Annotated in this window: 9 protein-coding genes and 4 pseudogenes; 10 read left to right on the top strand and 3 right to left on the bottom strand. The window is 63.5% G+C overall.

What is annotated here, in order from left to right; all coding sequences use genetic code 11:
- Positions 1–18: 18 nt before the first annotated feature.
- Positions 19–1050: a DUF2125 domain-containing protein gene (locus QNO18_RS06000; protein ID WP_283176958.1), complete on the bottom strand. Its 1032-nt coding sequence runs from the start codon at positions 1048–1050 to the stop codon at positions 19–21.
- Between the two features lie 64 nt (positions 1051–1114).
- On the opposite strand from QNO18_RS06000, the gene QNO18_RS06005 reads away from it, so the two are divergent.
- The 7 genes and pseudogenes from QNO18_RS06005 to QNO18_RS06035 form a co-directional block, all read left to right on the top strand.
- Positions 1115–1672 carry a gamma-glutamylcyclotransferase gene (locus QNO18_RS06005; protein ID WP_283176959.1) on the top strand — a complete coding sequence of 186 codons (558 nt, stop codon included), beginning with the start codon at positions 1115–1117 and terminating at the stop codon, positions 1670–1672.
- Positions 1673–1894: 222 nt separating this feature from the next.
- The gene (locus QNO18_RS06010) at positions 1895–3196 is read left to right on the top strand and encodes a biopolymer transporter ExbB (protein WP_283176960.1); all 1302 of its coding nucleotides are present in this window, start codon (positions 1895–1897) and stop codon (positions 3194–3196) included.
- 3 nt (positions 3197–3199) lie between these two features.
- Entirely contained in the window at positions 3200–4816 is a 1617-nt protein-coding gene (locus tag QNO18_RS06015) for a peptidoglycan -binding protein (RefSeq protein ID WP_283176961.1), read from the top strand.
- A gap of 514 nt (positions 4817–5330) precedes the next feature.
- The gene (locus tag QNO18_RS06020) at positions 5331–5471 is read left to right on the top strand and encodes a hypothetical protein (protein ID WP_283176962.1); all 141 of its coding nucleotides are present in this window, start codon (positions 5331–5333) and stop codon (positions 5469–5471) included.
- Positions 5472–5551: 80 nt separating this feature from the next.
- Positions 5552–7153 (top strand): annotated as a pseudogene (gene istA, locus QNO18_RS06025) (IS21 family transposase); the annotation flags it as partial.
- A 10-nt stretch (positions 7154–7163) separates the two neighbouring features.
- A pseudogene (gene istB / locus QNO18_RS06030) lies at positions 7164–8015 on the top strand (IS21-like element helper ATPase IstB).
- Positions 8016–9019: 1004 nt separating this feature from the next.
- A pseudogene (locus tag QNO18_RS06035) lies at positions 9020–9855 on the top strand (IS3 family transposase); the annotation flags it as partial.
- Between the two features lie 685 nt (positions 9856–10540).
- On the opposite strand, the gene clpA reads toward QNO18_RS06035, so the two are convergent.
- On the bottom strand, positions 10541–12859 hold the full coding sequence (gene clpA, locus QNO18_RS06040) for an ATP-dependent Clp protease ATP-binding subunit ClpA (protein ID WP_198835977.1): 2319 nt from the start codon (positions 12857–12859) through the stop codon (positions 10541–10543).
- 168 nt (positions 12860–13027) lie between these two features.
- Positions 13028–13795 (bottom strand): hydroxyacylglutathione hydrolase, encoded by a 768-nt coding sequence (gloB, locus tag QNO18_RS06045; protein WP_283176963.1) that lies wholly within the window; start codon positions 13793–13795, stop codon positions 13028–13030.
- Between the two features lie 112 nt (positions 13796–13907).
- On the opposite strand from gloB, the pseudogene QNO18_RS06050 reads away from it, so the two are divergent.
- The 3 genes and pseudogenes from QNO18_RS06050 to atpA form a co-directional block, all read left to right on the top strand.
- Positions 13908–14635, top strand: a pseudogene (locus QNO18_RS06050) (methyltransferase domain-containing protein); the annotation flags it as partial.
- 485 nt (positions 14636–15120) lie between these two features.
- Positions 15121–15681 (top strand): F0F1 ATP synthase subunit delta, encoded by a 561-nt coding sequence (locus QNO18_RS06055; RefSeq protein WP_283178752.1) that lies wholly within the window; start codon positions 15121–15123, stop codon positions 15679–15681.
- Positions 15681–17219 carry a F0F1 ATP synthase subunit alpha gene (gene atpA, locus QNO18_RS06060; protein WP_283176964.1) on the top strand — a complete coding sequence of 513 codons (1539 nt, stop codon included), beginning with the start codon at positions 15681–15683 and terminating at the stop codon, positions 17217–17219. Before QNO18_RS06055 ends, atpA begins: the two co-directional genes overlap by 1 nt.
- The last annotated feature ends 18 nt before the right edge of the window (positions 17220–17237 follow it).

The following is a 17237-nucleotide window of genomic DNA, read 5'->3' on the forward strand; positions in this document are numbered from 1 at the left end:
CTCAGGCGGGACCGGGTCTCAGCCCTGCGGTGCAGGCAGGGCCCCAAGTTTCGGCGCCGGACCCAGCGGCAGAGGCCCGAAATTCATCAGCCCGTCTTTCAGCACCAGATCCATCCTGACCTCCTGGGTGTCCGCATTCTGCTGGGCCATGCCCCGCAACATGCTGGACAGGTAACCGGCCATATTCGGCGCGATCACGCCTGCCGCAACCAGCAAGCGCGGCAGCTGCTCCCATCCCCGGACCGTCAGCGTGACGGTCCCGGCCGCAAAACCCTCGCTGTCGGGCGCGATATTGCCAGAGGTCACCAGTTCCATCTCGCCCCAGGTCAGCGAGATATCGGTGATCCCGACCGACACCACCTGCGGATTTGTCGCGCCGGCATGACGGTCAAGCGGTGCGGTCAGAGTGACAATGGTGTTAAAGTGGAACCGGTCGATCTGGGCGGGAAGCGCGGTTTCGGGCGCCTGGGGCAGCTCGACCGCCGCCAGCGTGGCAAGGAATGCCGGATCCGGCCGGATCTCCGTCAGGGTCGCCCCGAGATGATAGCTGTTCGGCGCGTCTGCCGCCTCGATCCGCAGGCTCGAAGGGCCAAAGCCCAGCGACAGGCCCGAGGCCTGGGTCACGCGCAGCGTCTCGGCCGAAAAGGCCGCCAGCGCCAGCGGCAGATCCAGCGCGGGCGCCGCGCGCAGGCTGGCATGAAGTTTGCTGCCGTCGAGCTGAAACACCTGATCTCCCAGGGTGATCACCTGGCTGTCGGGCAGCCAGAAAACCAGATGCCAGGGCTTCCAGGTCATCGCATAGGCATAGGCGGCGCCACCCTGATAGCGGACCCTTCCCGAAGGATCGCTGTAAGCGATGCTCTCGGTGGAAAGGTCAAAGCGGCTCGGGAACCCGGTCAGGCCAAAGCCCGGCAGATCCAGCATCGCCCCCGAAGCGCGCTGATCCGCGATCAGCTGTTCGGTCTGGCTGAGGATCACATAGCGCCCGGCAAACCACCAGCCGCACCAGAGTGTAAGGAATACCGCACCAATTCCGATCAGCCAGCGCATTGCTTGCCCCTTTTCCTGACAGCCCGTTTCAGTGTTTACAGGCTGAGACACAGGAGAGCCAGCCTTGCCCGAAGCCGATCCCGCCCTCACTGCCGGCCCGCTCTGGATCTTTGGCTATGGCTCGCTGATCTGGAATCCGGAATTCCCGGTGGCAGAACGCCGCCTCGCGCGTGCCCGGGGCTGGCGCCGCAGTTTCTGCATGTGGTCGATCCATCACCGCGGCAGCGAGGCAAATCCGGGCCTCGTGCTGGCCCTGGATGCGGATGCGGCGGGCCATTGCGACGGCCTCGCTTTTCGCGTCGAGCCGGGCGAGGAAGCCACGACGCTTGCCGCTTTGCGCGAACGCGAGCTGGTCTCTTCCGCCTATATCGAGGTCTCGGTGCAGCTCGAGACTGCGGCGGGCGGGATCGGGGCGCTGACCTATGTCGTCGACCGCCACCACGCGCAGTATACCGGAGCCCTCGGGCTGGAAGAGCAGGCCGGGATCATCGCCCAGGCCCATGGCGGGCGCGGTCCGAACCGCGATTATCTGTGGTCCACAACGCAGCACCTGGCCGAATTGGGTATTGCAGATCCTGAACTTGACTGGCTGTCGGAAAGGGTGCGCCGGATCGCGGGCTGAAGGCCGGGCAGGGGACTCTGCCCCCGTCTCCTGGCGGAGACCCCCGGGATATTTAGAGACAGAAAATGACGCAGGTGCTGCGAGGCATTATTTTCTGTCCTTAAATATCCCCGCCGGAGGCTCCGGCGCTTACATCTGCTGGCTGACATCAGGATTTCATTTGGCAGCGCGGCGCAACCTGCTAAGGTTGACAAAAGCAGTCAACCTGGCAGGCAGTTCTTCATGCAAAGACCCGAGGCAACGCCGGGTTCCCGGTCGCGCGAGGCGGTCGGCACGACCTTCAGCCAGCCGATCCGCGCCATTGTGACCATGTTGATCGTCTGCGCCCTGGTGGCAGTGGGCGTCTGGTTCATGCATAAACGTCTTGAAGACATCATGCTGATCAATCCCTGGCTTAACGGGATGATTGCTTTCGTCTTCATCCTGGGGGTGATCACCTGTTTCTGGCAGGTCTGGATCCTTGCGCAATCGGTCAGCTGGATCGAGAATTTTGTCCGCGAGACGCCTGGGGTTGATGAGACCCAGGCGCCGTTGCTGCTGGCGCCGCTGGCCTCGCTTCTGAAATCACGGACCGGGCGGGGGCTCGCCATTTCGTCCAGCTCGGGCCGGTCGATCCTTGATTCTGTTGCGCAAAGGGTGGACGAGGCGCGTGATATCACCAGATATCTGATCAACCTTCTGGTCTTCCTTGGGCTTCTTGGCACCTTCTGGGGGCTGGCCACCACGGTGCCTTCGGTGGTCGAGACCATTCGCAGCCTTTCGCCCAAAGAAGGCGAAAGCGGCATCGCGATCTTCGGCAAACTGATGCAGGGGCTTGAGGGCCAGCTGGGCGGCATGGGGACCGCGTTTTCCTCGTCACTGCTGGGTCTTGGCGGCTCGCTTGTGCTGGGCCTGCTCGAACTCTTCGCCGGCCATGGCCAGAACCGGTTTTACCGAGAGCTGGAAGAATGGCTGTCCTCGATCACGCGGATCGGCCTTGCGGAAGGCGATGCGGGTGGTGGCGATCAGTCGGCGGCAGTGATGGTGCTCGACCAGCTGGCCACGCAGATGGAGGGAATGCAGGCGCATTACCTCCAGGCCGATCAGGCGCGGGCGGGGCTGCAGCAGCGGCTGGAGGGATTGTCTTTGGCCGTGGCGCAGCTTGCGGCGGCGCAACAGGCGGCGGCGCAGCAAGCGGAAGATCAGGCTGCGAAACGGGCCGCCGAACGGGCCGCCGAGCGCGCAGCCGATCGGGCCCGGCATGTCCCGGATGAAGAGACGCTGACCCTCCTGCGCCGGATGGCGGAGGGGCAGGAGCGGCTTCTCGCGGCGCTGTCAAAGACCGGCCCCTCCGGCGAGGATCCCGAAAGCCGGATGCGGCTGCGCTCGATCGATGTGCAGATGCTGCGGGTGCTCGAGGAAGTCAGCGCCGGCCGGCAGGAGACCCTTGCCGATCTGCGCCATGATCTCGCACAGCTGACGCTGGCGGTACGGCAGCTTGCCCGTCAGCCTCAGCCTCAGCCTCAGCCCCCGGCGCGGGGCTGAGCCATGGCGCTCTCCCGCAATCGTCGCGATTCCAGTCTGATCTGGCCGGGTTTCGTCGATGCTGTGACGACGCTTCTGATGGTGCTGATGTTCGTTCTTACCATTTTCACCGTCATGCAATCGGTGCTCCAGGAGCAGATCACCGTCCGCGACAGCGAACTTTCCTCGCTGAACCAGCAGGTTTCGGCGCTGTCTGAGGCGCTCGGGATGGAGCGGCGCCGTGTCGGCGAATTGCAGGGCGAGGTCGGCGGTCTCCAGGCCTCACTGACCTCGGCCCTGGCGCAGGGTGAGCGGCAGGCAGGCGTGATCGCCGGTCTGCGCACCGATCTCGCGGCCCGCGAGGGCGAGCTGGCCTCGGCTGCTTCGCGGATCACCGATTTCGAGGCCCAGGTCGCGGCGCTGATGGTGGCCCGGGCGGCGGCAGAGGCAAAGGCCACCGCCAGCGCGGCGGAAGCTGCGGCGCTGAAGGAAGACCATGCTGATCTGGCGACCGAGGCGGAGGCGATGCGCCTCGCTCTGGCGACGGCCCGCAGTGAGGTTGACGCTGCGAGCGAGGCCGCGCGTCTCGATGCGGCGCGGCGTGAGGCGCTGGAGGCACTTCTGGCCGAGATGAAGGCGTCGGATACGGCGGATAAGGCTGCGCTGGACGCCGCAAAGGTTGAACTTGACGAGAAGGAAGCGGCGGCGCTGGCCGATGCCGCGGCGCTCGCGGCCCTGCGCCAGCGTCTGGAAGGATCGCAGACGGAACTCACCGCGATGACGCTGGCGTTGGAAGCGGAACGCAAGCGGGCGGAAGAGACGCTGACCCTGCTCGCCGCCGCCCGGACTGCGGCTGCCAGCGGTGCGGCAGCGCAAAGCGAAAAGGAGGCGGTTCTGTCGGCAGCGCAGACGGCTTTGCTGGCGGAACAGGAAAAGGTTCTGAAGGCCGCGCAGGAAATGGAGCTGTTGAACCAGCAGCTTGCAGAGTTGCGCAGCCAGCTCGGCGCGCTTCGGGCCGTGTTGGATGATGCCGAAATCGCGCGCGAGGCGTCACAGCTGCAGCTGGAATCGCTCGGCCAGGATCTGAATGCGGCGCTGGCCCAGGTCGCGGTCGAGCAGCGCGCCCGGGCCGAGCTGGAAGCGGCAGAGCGTCTCCGGCTCGAAGCGGCGAACCAGGATCTGGAGCGCTTCCGCTCGGAATTCTTCGGCCAGCTTTCCACGCTGCTCTCGGACCGCGAGGGCGTCCGGGTGGTCGGGGACCGTTTTGTGTTCTCATCCGAAGTGCTGTTCCGCCCCGGATCGGCCGACCTGTCCCCGGAAGGCCGCAGCCAGATCGCCGGCGTGGTCGCGATCCTGAACGAGATTCGCCAGCAGATCCCCGACGGGATCGACTGGATCATCCGCGTCGACGGCCATACCGACAATGTGCCGCTTTCGGGCGGCGGCGCGTTTCGCGACAACTGGGAGCTCAGCCAGGCACGCGCGCTGTCGGTGGTGCGTTTCATGCAGACCGATCTTGGATTTCCGCCGGACCATCTGGCGGCGGCCGGATTTGGCGAATTCCGCCCGGTGGATCCCGGCGACAGCGAACAGGCGCGGGCGCAAAACCGCCGTATCGAGCTGAAACTGACAGAACGCTGAACGCGGCGCTGCAAAGGCGCAGACCCGTGGCCCTGGCCTGACCTCGCTTCTGTATGCCCGGGGCCCGAGGCGTTCGGCCATGGCATCGAGGCGCATCCGAAGCTTTGTTGCGATTTTGCGGCCGGCGGGAGACAGCAGGCAGAACGGATCTTTCCGCCCTGACCCAGTGGGGCAGGATCGACAGGAGGTACTCGTCTTTCAGCTCCTCGCCGTTAAGGAAAAGCAGCAGGCAGGCGATGCCAGGGCCGCGCCGCGCGAGCGCCCCGGCGGCTCAACTCCTTTCATGCGTATGCATTCGGGCAGGACAGCTTACCCGCCCCCCCGGGCCCGCGCGAGGGGCCAGGTCCGGATCCTGGCGGTATTGCGCGAGTGGTGGTACAGCCAGTGACGCGCCGCCAGATCCTCGGGCTTGAGCGGCCTGCAACTGACCTGGGAAGCGTCTGGTGCGGCGACGGTCTTCCGTTAAATCCACCCGGGATTGCGGCTCATCAAACGGCTGACCGGGGGCTGCCCGATGCCGTTCGTGACCCTGGGCCTCGTGCTGGCGCATGGCATCCTAGGCGCCTCTATCCCGCTGTTTAAGCGTGCAGGGGCCTTTGGCGGGCGGGTAAATGCGGTGAATGCTGTGTTTCGGCGTGCAACTTTCACCCCCTAACGGGGGGCATCGGCGCCCAGTTTTGACCCCCCTGATATTTCGTCAGACCGTTCGCTGCGGGTCAGCGGACGGAGGGGGAGATGAAGCAGGTGGATACGATTGCGCGGGTCCGGCGGGCCTTCTACGTGCAGCGCTGGTCGATGAAGAAGATCGTGCGAGAGCTGCACGTCTCCCGGAACACCGTCCGCAAGATCCTGCGGTCGGATGAGACGGACTTCAGCTACGAGCGGACGCATCAGCCGATGCCGCGGATCGGGCCGTGGCAGGACCAGCTTGACCGGCTGCTCGCGGCGAATGCGGGCAAGCCGTCCCGAGAGCGGCTGACGCTGATCCGGATCTTCGAGGAGTTGCGCGCCCTTGGCTATGAAGGCGGCTACGACGCCATCCGTCGCTTTGCCCGCACCTGGTCGCAAAGCCGCGGGACAGCGGCGGCCGAGGCCTATGTGCCGCTTTCTTATGATCCTGGAGAGGCTTACCAGTTCGACCGGAGCCACGAGGTGGTGCTGGTCTCAGGCGTGACCGTCACGATCAAGGTGGCCCATGTCCGCCTCTGCCACAGCCGGATGATGTTCGTTCGGGCCTACCCGCGCGCGAGCCAGGAGCCTCGCCATGCGGCTCGGACCGATGGCGCCCAATGGCTCGATCTTCGACACGCATGATCGCGCCTTCGCCTTCTTCCGCGGCACCTGCACGCGCGGCATCTGCGACATCGAGCCATGAGCCGCCACTGGTTCAAGGCCATGGCGAGGGAAGACGGCTGTGGAGGCGGTGTTTACCGGCAAAGAACGGCTCTACAACCGCCGCTTTCTCCAGATGTGCGGCCACTATCTGGTTCAGCCGGTCGCCTGCACTCCTGCCTCTGGCCGGGAGAAGGGTCAGGTCGAGAACCAGGTCGGTCTGGTGCGCGAGCGGTTCTTCACGCCTCGCCTGCGGGTGAAGAGCTTCGAAGAGCTGAACGCCTGGCTGCTGGATAAATGCGTGGCCTATGCCAAGGCACACCGCCACCCGAGCAGGCGGATCGGACTGTATGGGAAGTGTTCGAGGAGGAGCGCCCGCGCCTCGTGCCCTACGCAGGACCTTTCGATGGCTTCCACAGCGTTCCGGCCCGCTCGACCATTGTTCTCGAACCAATGGCGAACAAGGTCTCGCATGGCGAAGACCTGCACGGTGCGTTTCGATAACAACAAATACTCGGTCATCTCGACCGCGGTGGGCCGACCGGTCGATGTGCATGCCTATGCGGATCGGATCGTCATTCGCCAGGACGGGAATGTCGTCGCGGAGCATGCGCGCATCTTCGGTCGCGGCCAGACAGCCTATGACCCATGGCATTATGTTCCTGTTCTCGCGCGCAAACCGGGCGCGCTGCGCAATGGCGCCCCATTCAAGGACTGGGTGCTGCCCCGGCGATGGCCGCGATCCGGCGCAAGCTGAAGGGCAGCGATGATAGCGATCGGCAGATGGTCCAGATCCTCAGCTGCGTCCGCGACGACGGCCTGCTGGCTGTCGAGGCTGCCTGCAGGGAAGCCCTCGATCAGGGCGTCCATTCTGCCCCGGTGGTCATCAATATCCTGGCGCGCAGCCGTGACCCGGCGCCCGCCGTTCTGCTTCCCGCCCCCGCAACCCTGCGCCTGACCCACGAACCCGTGGCCGACTGCGCGCGCTATGACAGCCTCAGGAGGACCAGCCGACATGGAACGCACCCAACTCCTCGACCTGATGGGGACGCTGAAGTTCTACGGAATGCGCAGCGCCCCCGCCCGAATTGCGGGCATACGCCCGCGGGGACGAGGTCATGGCCAGCGGCATTAAGCGCCAGCACGAACCCCCGCGCATCGTGGGCGATCTGCTGCAGTCGGAGATCGCCGAGATCGAGCCGGTGGTTCGCCATCGGTTCGAGAACCACAGGCGAGGGGCGCGTTCAATTCGTTACCAGATGACCGTCGCCAAGCTGCCCCTGGCCAAGGACATCGGCGAGTGACATCGGCGAGTTCGACTTCACCGGCACACCTGTGAACGAAGGTCTCGTCAGAGAGCTGGCAACGGGCAGCTTCGTGGCCGACCAGCGCAATGTGGTCCTGATCGGCGGCACCGGCACCGGAAAGACCCACCTCGCCATCGCCATAGCCCGCGCTCTCATCCGCACCGGCACCAGAGGGCGCTTCTACAATGTCGTCGAGCTCGTGAACCACCTCGAGACAGAGACCCGAGCCGGAAAGCAGGGGCGCCTGGCCGATTACATGACCCGGCTGGACTTCATCATCCTCGACGAGCTGGGCTATCTGCCCTTCGCCCAATCCGGCGGCCAGCTGTGTCGTCGGGAAAACAGTCCACCGGACTGTTTTCTAATCCTCCTCCATCCATCTGATCAGCCGCCTTTACGAACGCACCTCGATCAGCGTCACCACCAACCTCGCCTTCGGGGAATGGCCAGCCGTGTTCAGCGATCCGAAGATGACGACCGCGTTGCTCGATCGCCTGACCCACCACTGTGAGATCGTCGAGACCGGAAACGAGTCCTGGCGCTTCAAGAACCGCGCCTGACGATCAGGGCATGACCCGCCTTCACAACATGATCAGTTCCGTCGGCTCAGGCCCTGATCGCCGACCGCCGGGTGGGGGCAATATTGCGCGCCGATAGGGGGGCAGTTTTCCACACCGATTGACAAAATGGATGAATGGATGCCTTCGGCCTCACATCCCTCGACGGGATCTGGCTTGCAGGCGGCTGGTGGACAGGCACAAGCATGGAGAGCCCATGCGTAACTTTGCGCTCTGCGCCCTTGCCAGGGCAACTTTCGGGATCCGGGGCGAAGCGCAACTGGAGATCGTTCTTTGTGCCACTATCCGGGGTCGCGCCTGAGGCGGCGCGCACGCTGTTCTCTGTCACCATGCGGCCGGGACTGCGCCGGCTACGTTTAAGACAAGGTCAACAGCGCCGGATGTATGCGCCCGGTCCCACGCATCCCACAGCGAAAAGAGTGTTCGCCTCGCCCTCTAAATGCGCGCAATCCCGCGGATGGGTGGCAACTGCCCCATAGCTGCGCCCGCCGCTCGCTCCTTCGATCCGGCCAGCCTGTCTCACCCTGCGTCTGGCGTTTGCTGACGTGCATGTCAGAAACGCCGGCCTGGAATGTCGCGGGGGGGAGGAGCGGATCAGGAAATGCAGGCCGGATGTCGGGTGTGCCGGTGAACCGGTGGTTCGCATTTTGCCCTTTGTGACGATCTGGCGGGCCACCCGCCGCGCATCTGACAGGTGATCGGCCCTGGCGGACAATCTGCCCTGCGGCGGCTCCGACATGGCGAAAGCCGGCGAGGATCTCGCTAGACGGCGCGATGTCGTTTCCATACGCTTTCACCATGGTCACAATCTGCCCGCGCCAGGCCTGTCGCCGTTGCAACGCAGGCCTTTTCAGGCCGGCAAGCTGAAAGCCCGACCGGGTTCATGCAACCTTTGCAATGAAAACCGACCTGGTTCCAATTTGCCTGCCATGCGATCCTCTCTCGATCTGCGCCCCGCGCCGGGCCGGGGGAAGGGATGGGCAACGATGCAAAGAATTCGAACCGAGGCGCAGATCATCGGGATCTTGCATGAACATCAGGCAGGCGCGGACTGTGCTGATCTCTGCCGCAAGCTAAATTCTTCGCATGGAAGACGAAGCAATCCGGACAGACGGTGTCGGAGTCCAGGCGGTTGCTGGCCGAGCACATGCCCGACTTAGCCGCGATGAATGAGCTGTTGTTAAATAATGGTGACGCCCGTCGTGAAGCGTGAGGCTGGCGCGCATCTGACGGTCCATACGGGGACGTCAGAATGGTGGATGTGCCAGATTGCCGGGGCGAACCGGAAGGATGGTGAGATATCAGTCGCAGCATGCGCCTGACATGCCGTTGCGTGGCTGGCTGAGGGACCTGGCCAATGAACGGCGCAGCTTCGGCTGCCGGCTTTGCAGCCAGGCAGGGTTAAAGGTTCGCTAACGCAAAGCGCGCCGCAAGGTGCCTGGCATTCGGGCGCGGGTCCTGGTAATGACCGGTTCGCCTGCGGGCGGCAGGTCCGGGTGTTGAACGTGATGGACGAGGCCACACAGGGCTGCCTTGCCGAAATCGCTTACAGCGCTGATCGAACGCCGCGGCAAGTCTGGCATGATTGTCAGTCAAAACGGGACAGAACTGACGTCGAACGCGATCCTGAAGTGGCGTCCGGACACAGGATCGAATGACACCATATCGCGCCGGGCAGGCCGATGCGGAACTGCTTCGTCGCAACCTTACCCATCCCCGTAACCTGATTGCGGCCTGGAGGACCAGCTACAATACCAAATGCCCTTACCCGACCCTCGGATACCAGACCTCTGCAGCATTCGCCCTGCACCTGACCGCCGCAATCGGCGCGAGTGATCACCGGGTTCCGGGCTGAGCCGGATGAAAGACCCACGGCAGATCACAATGCCCTCGTTTGGGTTGACCGGCAGATCCGGCGCCAGGTGTTTCGCCTTCAAGCCCCGTGAAAGGACAGAAATAACCGACGGCAGTCAATGCGGGGGCAATGCAGGTTTCTCCTCGACCGTCACTGCCTGAGCGCCCGCCCCTCGTCGTTTTAGGTGACGGGTGCGGAACTGCGGCTGGTATGTGGATCTCAGACCGCACGAGCCTGGTGCGGGTTTCTGGCCGGGATCTGAAATGCAGTTACGGAGATTTCAGAGGCGCTTGCCCGACCGCAACATCCCGGCCGGGGCGTCGTGCCGACTGCGGCAGGCCAGGCAGTCGCTTCGTCCTGGGTTTCGGACAATAAGAAGGAAGGCGCCGCGCGGCAGAGAGGCTGCCTGGTGAGAATGCAGGGGATCGGCCCCGCATCGAATAGCAGGTTTTCTCGCATCAATACGGCTGGCTGCTCCGGCTGAAGCGTTCCACGTCATCAGCTCTCTCGGAGAGTGCCGCCCGCAGTGAAAACTGCCGGTGAGAGAACAGATGCGCAGGGATCCCGAAGAGGCGGCGCGCCCCGTTTCGCGAAGCCTGCCTCCGGGCCAGCGCACCAGATGAAAACCCCCGCCAGTGGCGGGGGTTTTGCTTTATTCGGCCGTCAGGAGCGGCGGTTTCGATCCGGTGATCCGGGGTTTGACCGGCTCCTGGATCTGCAGCTCAATGGCGCCGTCTTTCACCACCACTTTCACCACACCGCCTTTTTGCAGATCACCAAACAGCAGCTCTTCCGCCAGCGGCTTCTTGATATGCTCCTGGATCACGCGGCCCAGCGGGCGGGCGCCCATCTTGTCGTCATAGCCCTTTTCGGCAAGCCATGCGGCAGCCTCGGAGGACAGTTCGATATGGACGCCGCGGTCGATAAGCTGCGCTTCCAGCTGGAGGACGAATTTCTCGACCACCTGCAGGATCACCTCTTTCGGCAACGCGCCGAAGGCCACGACCGCATCGAGACGGTTGCGGAATTCGGGGGTGAAGGTGCGCTCCACCGCCGCCGTATCTTCGCCGGTGCGCTTTTCGCGGCCAAAGCCGATGGCGGCCTTAGCCATGTCCGAGGCGCCGGCATTCGAGGTCATGATCAGGATCACATTGCGGAAATCGACTGCACGCCCGTTATGGTCGGTCAGCTTGCCGTGATCCATCACCTGCAACAGGATGTTGAAGACATCCGGATGCGCCTTTTCGATCTCATCAAGCAGCAGCACGCAATGCGGGTGCTGGTCGACGCCATCGGTCAGCATGCCGCCCTGGTCAAAGCCGACATATCCCGGAGGCGCGCCGATCAGACGGGAGACCGCGTGTTTCTCCATATATTCCGACATGTCGAAGCGCAGGAGTTCGACCCCCAGCGTATTCGCCAGCTGCTTTGCCACTTCGGTTTTGCCAACGCCGGTCGGACCGGTGAAGAGGTAATTGCCGATGGGCTTTTCAGGCTCGCGCAGACCGGCGCGGGCCAGTTTGATCGAAGCAGACAGCGCCTCAATCGCCTTGTCCTGGCCGAAGACCAGCCGCTTCAGCGTCTTTTCCATATCGCGCAGCACTTCTGCATCGTCTTTCGAGACGTTCTTCGGCGGGATGCGGGCGATCTTGGCCACCACGGCTTCGATCTCTTTCGTCCCGATCTGCTTGCGGCGTTTCGATTCCGACACGAGATGCTGCGCCGCCCCGGCCTCGTCGATCACGTCGATCGCCGAATCCGGCAGTTTGCGGTCGTTGATATAGCGATGCGCCAGCTCGACAGCGGTTTTGATCGCGTCATTGGTATAGCGCAGGTCGTGATGCTCTTCGAAATGCGGCTTCAGCCCCATCAGGATCTTGATCGTGTCGGGCACCGAGGGCTCGTTCACGTCGATCTTCTGGAAGCGCCGGCTCAGTGCGCGGTCTTTCTCGAAATGCTGACGGAACTCCTTATAGGTGGTGGAGCCCATCGTGCGCAGTTTGCCGCCCTGCAATGCAGGTTTCAGCAGGTTCGAGGCATCCATCGCGCCGCCCGAGGTCGCACCGGCACCGATCACCGTATGGATCTCGTCGATAAACAGGATCCCGTCGGGGTGATCCTCCATCTCTTTGACGACCGCCTTCAGACGTTCCTCGAAATCGCCGCGATAGCGGGTTCCAGCCAGCAACGCGCCCATATCGAGCGAGAAGATGGTCGCACCCGACAGAACCTCGGGCACTTCACCGCGCACGATCTTCCAGGCGAGGCCTTCGGCAATCGCGGTTTTGCCCACCCCCGGATCACCCACCAGCAGCGGGTTGTTCTTGCGGCGGCGGCACAGGACCTGGATCGCGCGCTCGACCTCGGCTTCACGGCCGATCAGCGGATCGACCTCGCCCTTGCGCGCTTTGACGTTCAGATCGACGCAATATTTCGACAGCGCCGACTCTTTCGCCTCACCAGCCTCGGCTTTCGGGGTTTCCTGCGGCTCGTCTGCGCCCTGGATCGGGCGGGCCTCGCCAAAGGCGGGGTTCTTGGCCACGCCATGCGCGATGAAATTCACCGCATCATAGCGGGTCATATCCTGTTCCTGCAGGAAATATGCCGCGTTCGATTCACGTTCGGCAAAGATCGCGACCAGCACATTGGCGCCGGTCACTTCGGTGCGGCCCGAAGACTGCACATGGATCGCCGCGCGCTGGATCACGCGCTGGAAGGCGGCGGTCGGCACGGCTTCCGACCCTTCGACACTGGTGACCAGCGTCGAAAGATCCTCATCGACGAAATCGGTCAGCGTCTTGCGCAATTCATCCAGATCGACCGAGCAGGCTTTCATCACCCGCGCGGCGTCGGGTTCATCAATCAGGGCCAGCAAAAGATGTTCAAGGGTTGCCAGTTCATGACGGCGGGCATTGGCCAGAGCCAGCGCACCATGAATGGCTTGTTCGAGCGTGGACGAGAATGACGGCACTTGCCTGCTCCTGTTCCTCGGGGGCGGGGGGATTAGCAGTTCCTCTCCGACCGTGGCCTCATATAGTTAAAGATCGGTTTTATTCAGCGTACTTCAAGCGCAATCTGATCCCCCCCGCGAATTCTGTCTTTGGATTGCAGGAATGTGATACTTCCCGCTGCAATCGGATCAGAACCTGTCCTTACGCGCCCGGATTTCGGCGAAAACCACGTCATCGGGGGCATCGGGCAGGCCCACCGCCTGTTTCAGCTGCGGCAGATGCGCGCGCAGAAACGGATTGGTTGCCAGCTCGTCGGAAAGGGTGGAGGGCATCGGCAGGCGGCCTTCGCGGCGCAGCCCGGCCAGAGCTTCGATACGGGAGATAAGTGCGGAATTTTCTGGTTCAAGGGTCAGGGCAAAGCGCAGATTGCTGTCGAGGTAATCATGCCCCGATCCTACCAGCGTCCCGGGCGGCAAAGCGGCAAGTTTCGACAGGCTTTGCCACATCATGGGCGCGGTGCCCTCGAAAATGCGGCCGCAGCCCGCAGCCATCAGCGTGTCGGCGGTGAAAACAAATCCCGAAACCGGGAAATGATAGCTGACATGTCCCAGAGTATGGCCGGGGGTTTCGATCACGACCGCTTCTTCGCCGCCCACGCGGATATGGTCGCCTTCGGTCAGGGCGCGGTCGAGCGGCGGCAGGCGATGCACATCCTTTGCCGCGCCCAGCACCTTTGCGCCGGTGGCTGCGACAATGCCGGGCACGCCGTCAATGTGGTCCCAGTCGTGATGGGTGAGAAGGATCTGGCCAAGGGTCCAGCCGCGTTCCGCCAGCGCGGCCAGAACGGGGCCGGGTTCGGGCGCGTCGATCAAGGCGGTGTCTCCGCTTGCGGCATCATGCAGCAGGAAGGCAAAGTTGTCCTTGAGGCAGGGGATCGTTACCAGTTCGAGAGCCATAGCTTTTCCTTTTCCTGCCGCTAAGATGGGCGGTCTGTATCGCCGCTGGGCCAATATCTGCTTCAGTTCACCTTTATCCGCTGCAGTTCACCAGAGGGAGCCAGCAACCGCAATGCACCTCGACGTGCAGGATCTGAGAGATTTCTACTACCGCACCCAGCTTGGCCGGGTGGCGCAGCGTGCGATCCGTGATCAGCTGATCCGGATGTGGCCGGCTGGCGCCGGGCAGATGGCGGGACAGACGGTTGCAGGCTTTGGCTTTGCGGTGCCACTGTTGCGCCCCTGGCTGGAGGAGGCGCGTCGGGTGATCGGGCTGATGCCGGGCCAGCAGGGCGTGATGCCCTGGCCTTCGGGAATGCCCAATGTCTCGGTCCTGTGCGAGGAATCCGCCTGGCCCATATCGACCGGATTTGTCGACCGCCTGGTGCTGATGCATGGGCTGGAGACATCGGACCAGCCGCCATCGGTGCTGGAAGAGGCGCATCGCGTGCTTGGCCCTGGCGGGCGCGCGGTGTTTGTGGTGCCGAACCGTTCCGGTCTCTGGGCGCGGCGCGACGGAACGCCCTTTGGCTATGGCCGCCCCTATTCCGGCGCGCAGCTCGAGGCGCAGCTGCGGTTACATGGCTTCACCCCCGAACGCAGCGCGACCGTGCTGCATGCGCCGCCAAGCCAGGCGCCCTTCTGGCTCAGGACCGCTGATCTGTGGGAACGGATGGGCCGCCGCCTGCCCTGGCTTTCCGGGGGATCCTGATCGTCGAGGCGACCAAGCAGGTCTATGCGCCGACACGAGGCGGGCTGAAAGCAGTGGTGACGCGGCCCCTGAAGGTGCTGGAAGGGGTGCGGGGTGGCCCGCCGCCGGAACCTGCGCTGAACAATATCACCACCGGAAGGATCACAACCGGAAGGATAAAGACCGGCAGGACTCCGGCTGCTTCGACCGCCGCGACGGGCGTGACGCCGCCTTGCCGCGACTGAATTTGGCGCTGCAGCCGAGTGCTTTGCCAGCCAAGAGAAACCCCGCCTGAGGCCGCTGTCGGGCGCTGATGTGATTCTGCCCGAACGGGTGGGCGAATGGGCGGGGCCGCGTCAATCAGGCGCAGTGACCCGCTACAAAGAGTCGCAGCCCCGCGCCCCGCGCCCGGCTGGCGCAATATCGGGGTCGAAACCCTCACGAAAGCGCGACTGACAAGGTTGCGGGGTTGGTCATGCTCTGTTAATGACGCCCGCGACAGCGGATACAAAGGTCTCCCTTTGTCCATGGCGCACGCACGATGGCGACGCCGGTGGTCGGGCAGGGTGAGACCGGATAGATGGGAAGGACGACCGTGGCGGAATCAGCTTCGATCTCTCAGGGCATTGCCGCGCGATATGCCACCGCGCTTTTCGATCTGGCGAAAGAAGGGGGCGCGCTGAAAGCCGTTGAGGCCGATGCCGCAGCGCTGACCGACGCCCTTGCCGTGTCGCCCGATCTGGGCGCCATGATCGCCTCGCCGGTTGTGTCTCGCGAAGAGCAGGCCAACGCCATTGCCGCAGTGGCAAAGGCGATGAAACTCGACGCGCTGACCGCGAACACGCTGGGCCTGATGGCCGACAAGCGCCGTCTCTTCGTGCTGCCGCAATTCCTGACGGTGCTGCGCACTCAGATCGCGAAAGAAAAAGGCGAAGTGACCGCCGAGGTGACCTCGGCTGTGGCTCTGACCACCGAGCAGGTCACAAAGCTGACCGCCACGCTGAAAGCTAAGGTCGGCAAGACCGTCAAACTGAACGCAACCGTCGATGAAAGCCTCATCGGCGGTCTTATCGTCAAGCTGGGCTCGACCATGATCGACACGTCGGTCAAGTCGAAGCTCGCTTCCCTGCAGAATGCTATGAAAGAGGTTGGGTGATGGGAATTCAGGCTGCTGAGATCTCTGCGATCCTGAAAGAGCAGATCAAGAACTTTGGCAAAGACGCTGAAGTGACCGAAATCGGTCGTGTGCTTTCCGTCGGTGACGGTATTGCGCGCGTTCACGGGCTGGACAATATCCAGGCCGGCGAGATGGTCGAATTCCCCGGCGGCATCCGTGGCATGGCGCTGAACCTTGAAGTCGACAACGTTGGTGTCGTTATCTTCGGTTCCGACCAGGACATCAAAGAAGGCGATACCGTAAAGCGCACCAAGTCCATCGTGGACGTGCCGGCTGGTAATGCTCTGCTGGGCCGCGTTGTTGACGGCCTTGGCAACCCGATCGACGGCAAAGGCCCGATCGCAGCAACCGAGCGCCGCGTGGCCGACGTCAAAGCCCCGGGCATCATCCCGCGTAAATCGGTGCATGAGCCGATGGCGACCGGCCTTAAGGCCATCGACGCGATGATCCCGGTTGGCCGTGGCCAGCGCGAGCTGATCATCGGCGACCGTCAGACCGGCAAGACCGCTGTGGCGCTCGACACCATCCTGAACCAGAAGTCCTATAATGAGGCTGCTGGCGACGACGAGTCGAAGAAGCTCTACTGTATCTATGTCGCTATCGGGCAAAAGCGCTCGACCGTGGCTCAGCTGGTGAAAAAACTCGAAGAGACCGGCGCGCTGGCTTACACCATCGTTGTGGCCGCGACGGCTTCGGACCCGGCACCGCTGCAATACCTGGCGCCTTATTCGGCGACCGCTATGGCAGAATTCTTCCGCGACAATGGCCGTCATGCCCTCATCATTTATGATGACCTTTCCAAACAGGCTGTGGCTTACCGTCAGATGTCGCTGCTGCTCCGCCGCCCGCCGGGCCGCGAAGCTTATCCGGGCGACGTGTTCTACCTGCACTCCCGCCTGCTGGAGCGTTCGTCGAAGCTGAACGAAGATTTCGGTTCGGGCTCGCTGACCGCGCTGCCGGTGATCGAGACCCAGGGCGGCGACGTGTCGGCCTTTATCCCGACGAACGTGATCTCGATCACCGACGGTCAGATCTTCCTTGAGACCGAACTGTTCTACCAGGGCATCCGCCCGGCTGTGAACACCGGTCTGTCGGTGTCGCGTGTGGGCTCTTCGGCTCAGACCAATTCGATGAAAACCGTGGCTGGCCCGGTGAAACTGTCGCTCGCCCAGTATCGCGAGATGGCGGCTTTCGCACAGTTCGGCTCCGACCTCGACGCTTCGACCCAGCAGCTCCTGGCCCGCGGTGCGCGCCTGACCGAGCTGATGAAACAGCCGCAATATTCGCCGCTGACCAATGCTGAAATCGTCGCCGTGATCTATGCGGGCACCGCCGGTTTCCTCGACAAGGTCGCCGTGAAAGACGTCGGTCGTTTCGAGGCTGGTCTGCTGGCTTATCTGCGCGGCCCGAAAAAAGAGATCCTCGACTGGCTGACCACCGCCGATCCGAAGATCAAAGGCGCAGACGAGACCAAGCTGAAAGACGCTATCGCGGCATTCGCCAAAGACTTCGCATAAGAGCCCTGAAGGAGAAGG

The sequence above is a fragment of the Gemmobacter sp. 24YEA27 genome (genome assembly GCF_030052995.1).
Classification (GTDB): domain Bacteria; phylum Pseudomonadota; class Alphaproteobacteria; order Rhodobacterales; family Rhodobacteraceae; genus Pseudogemmobacter.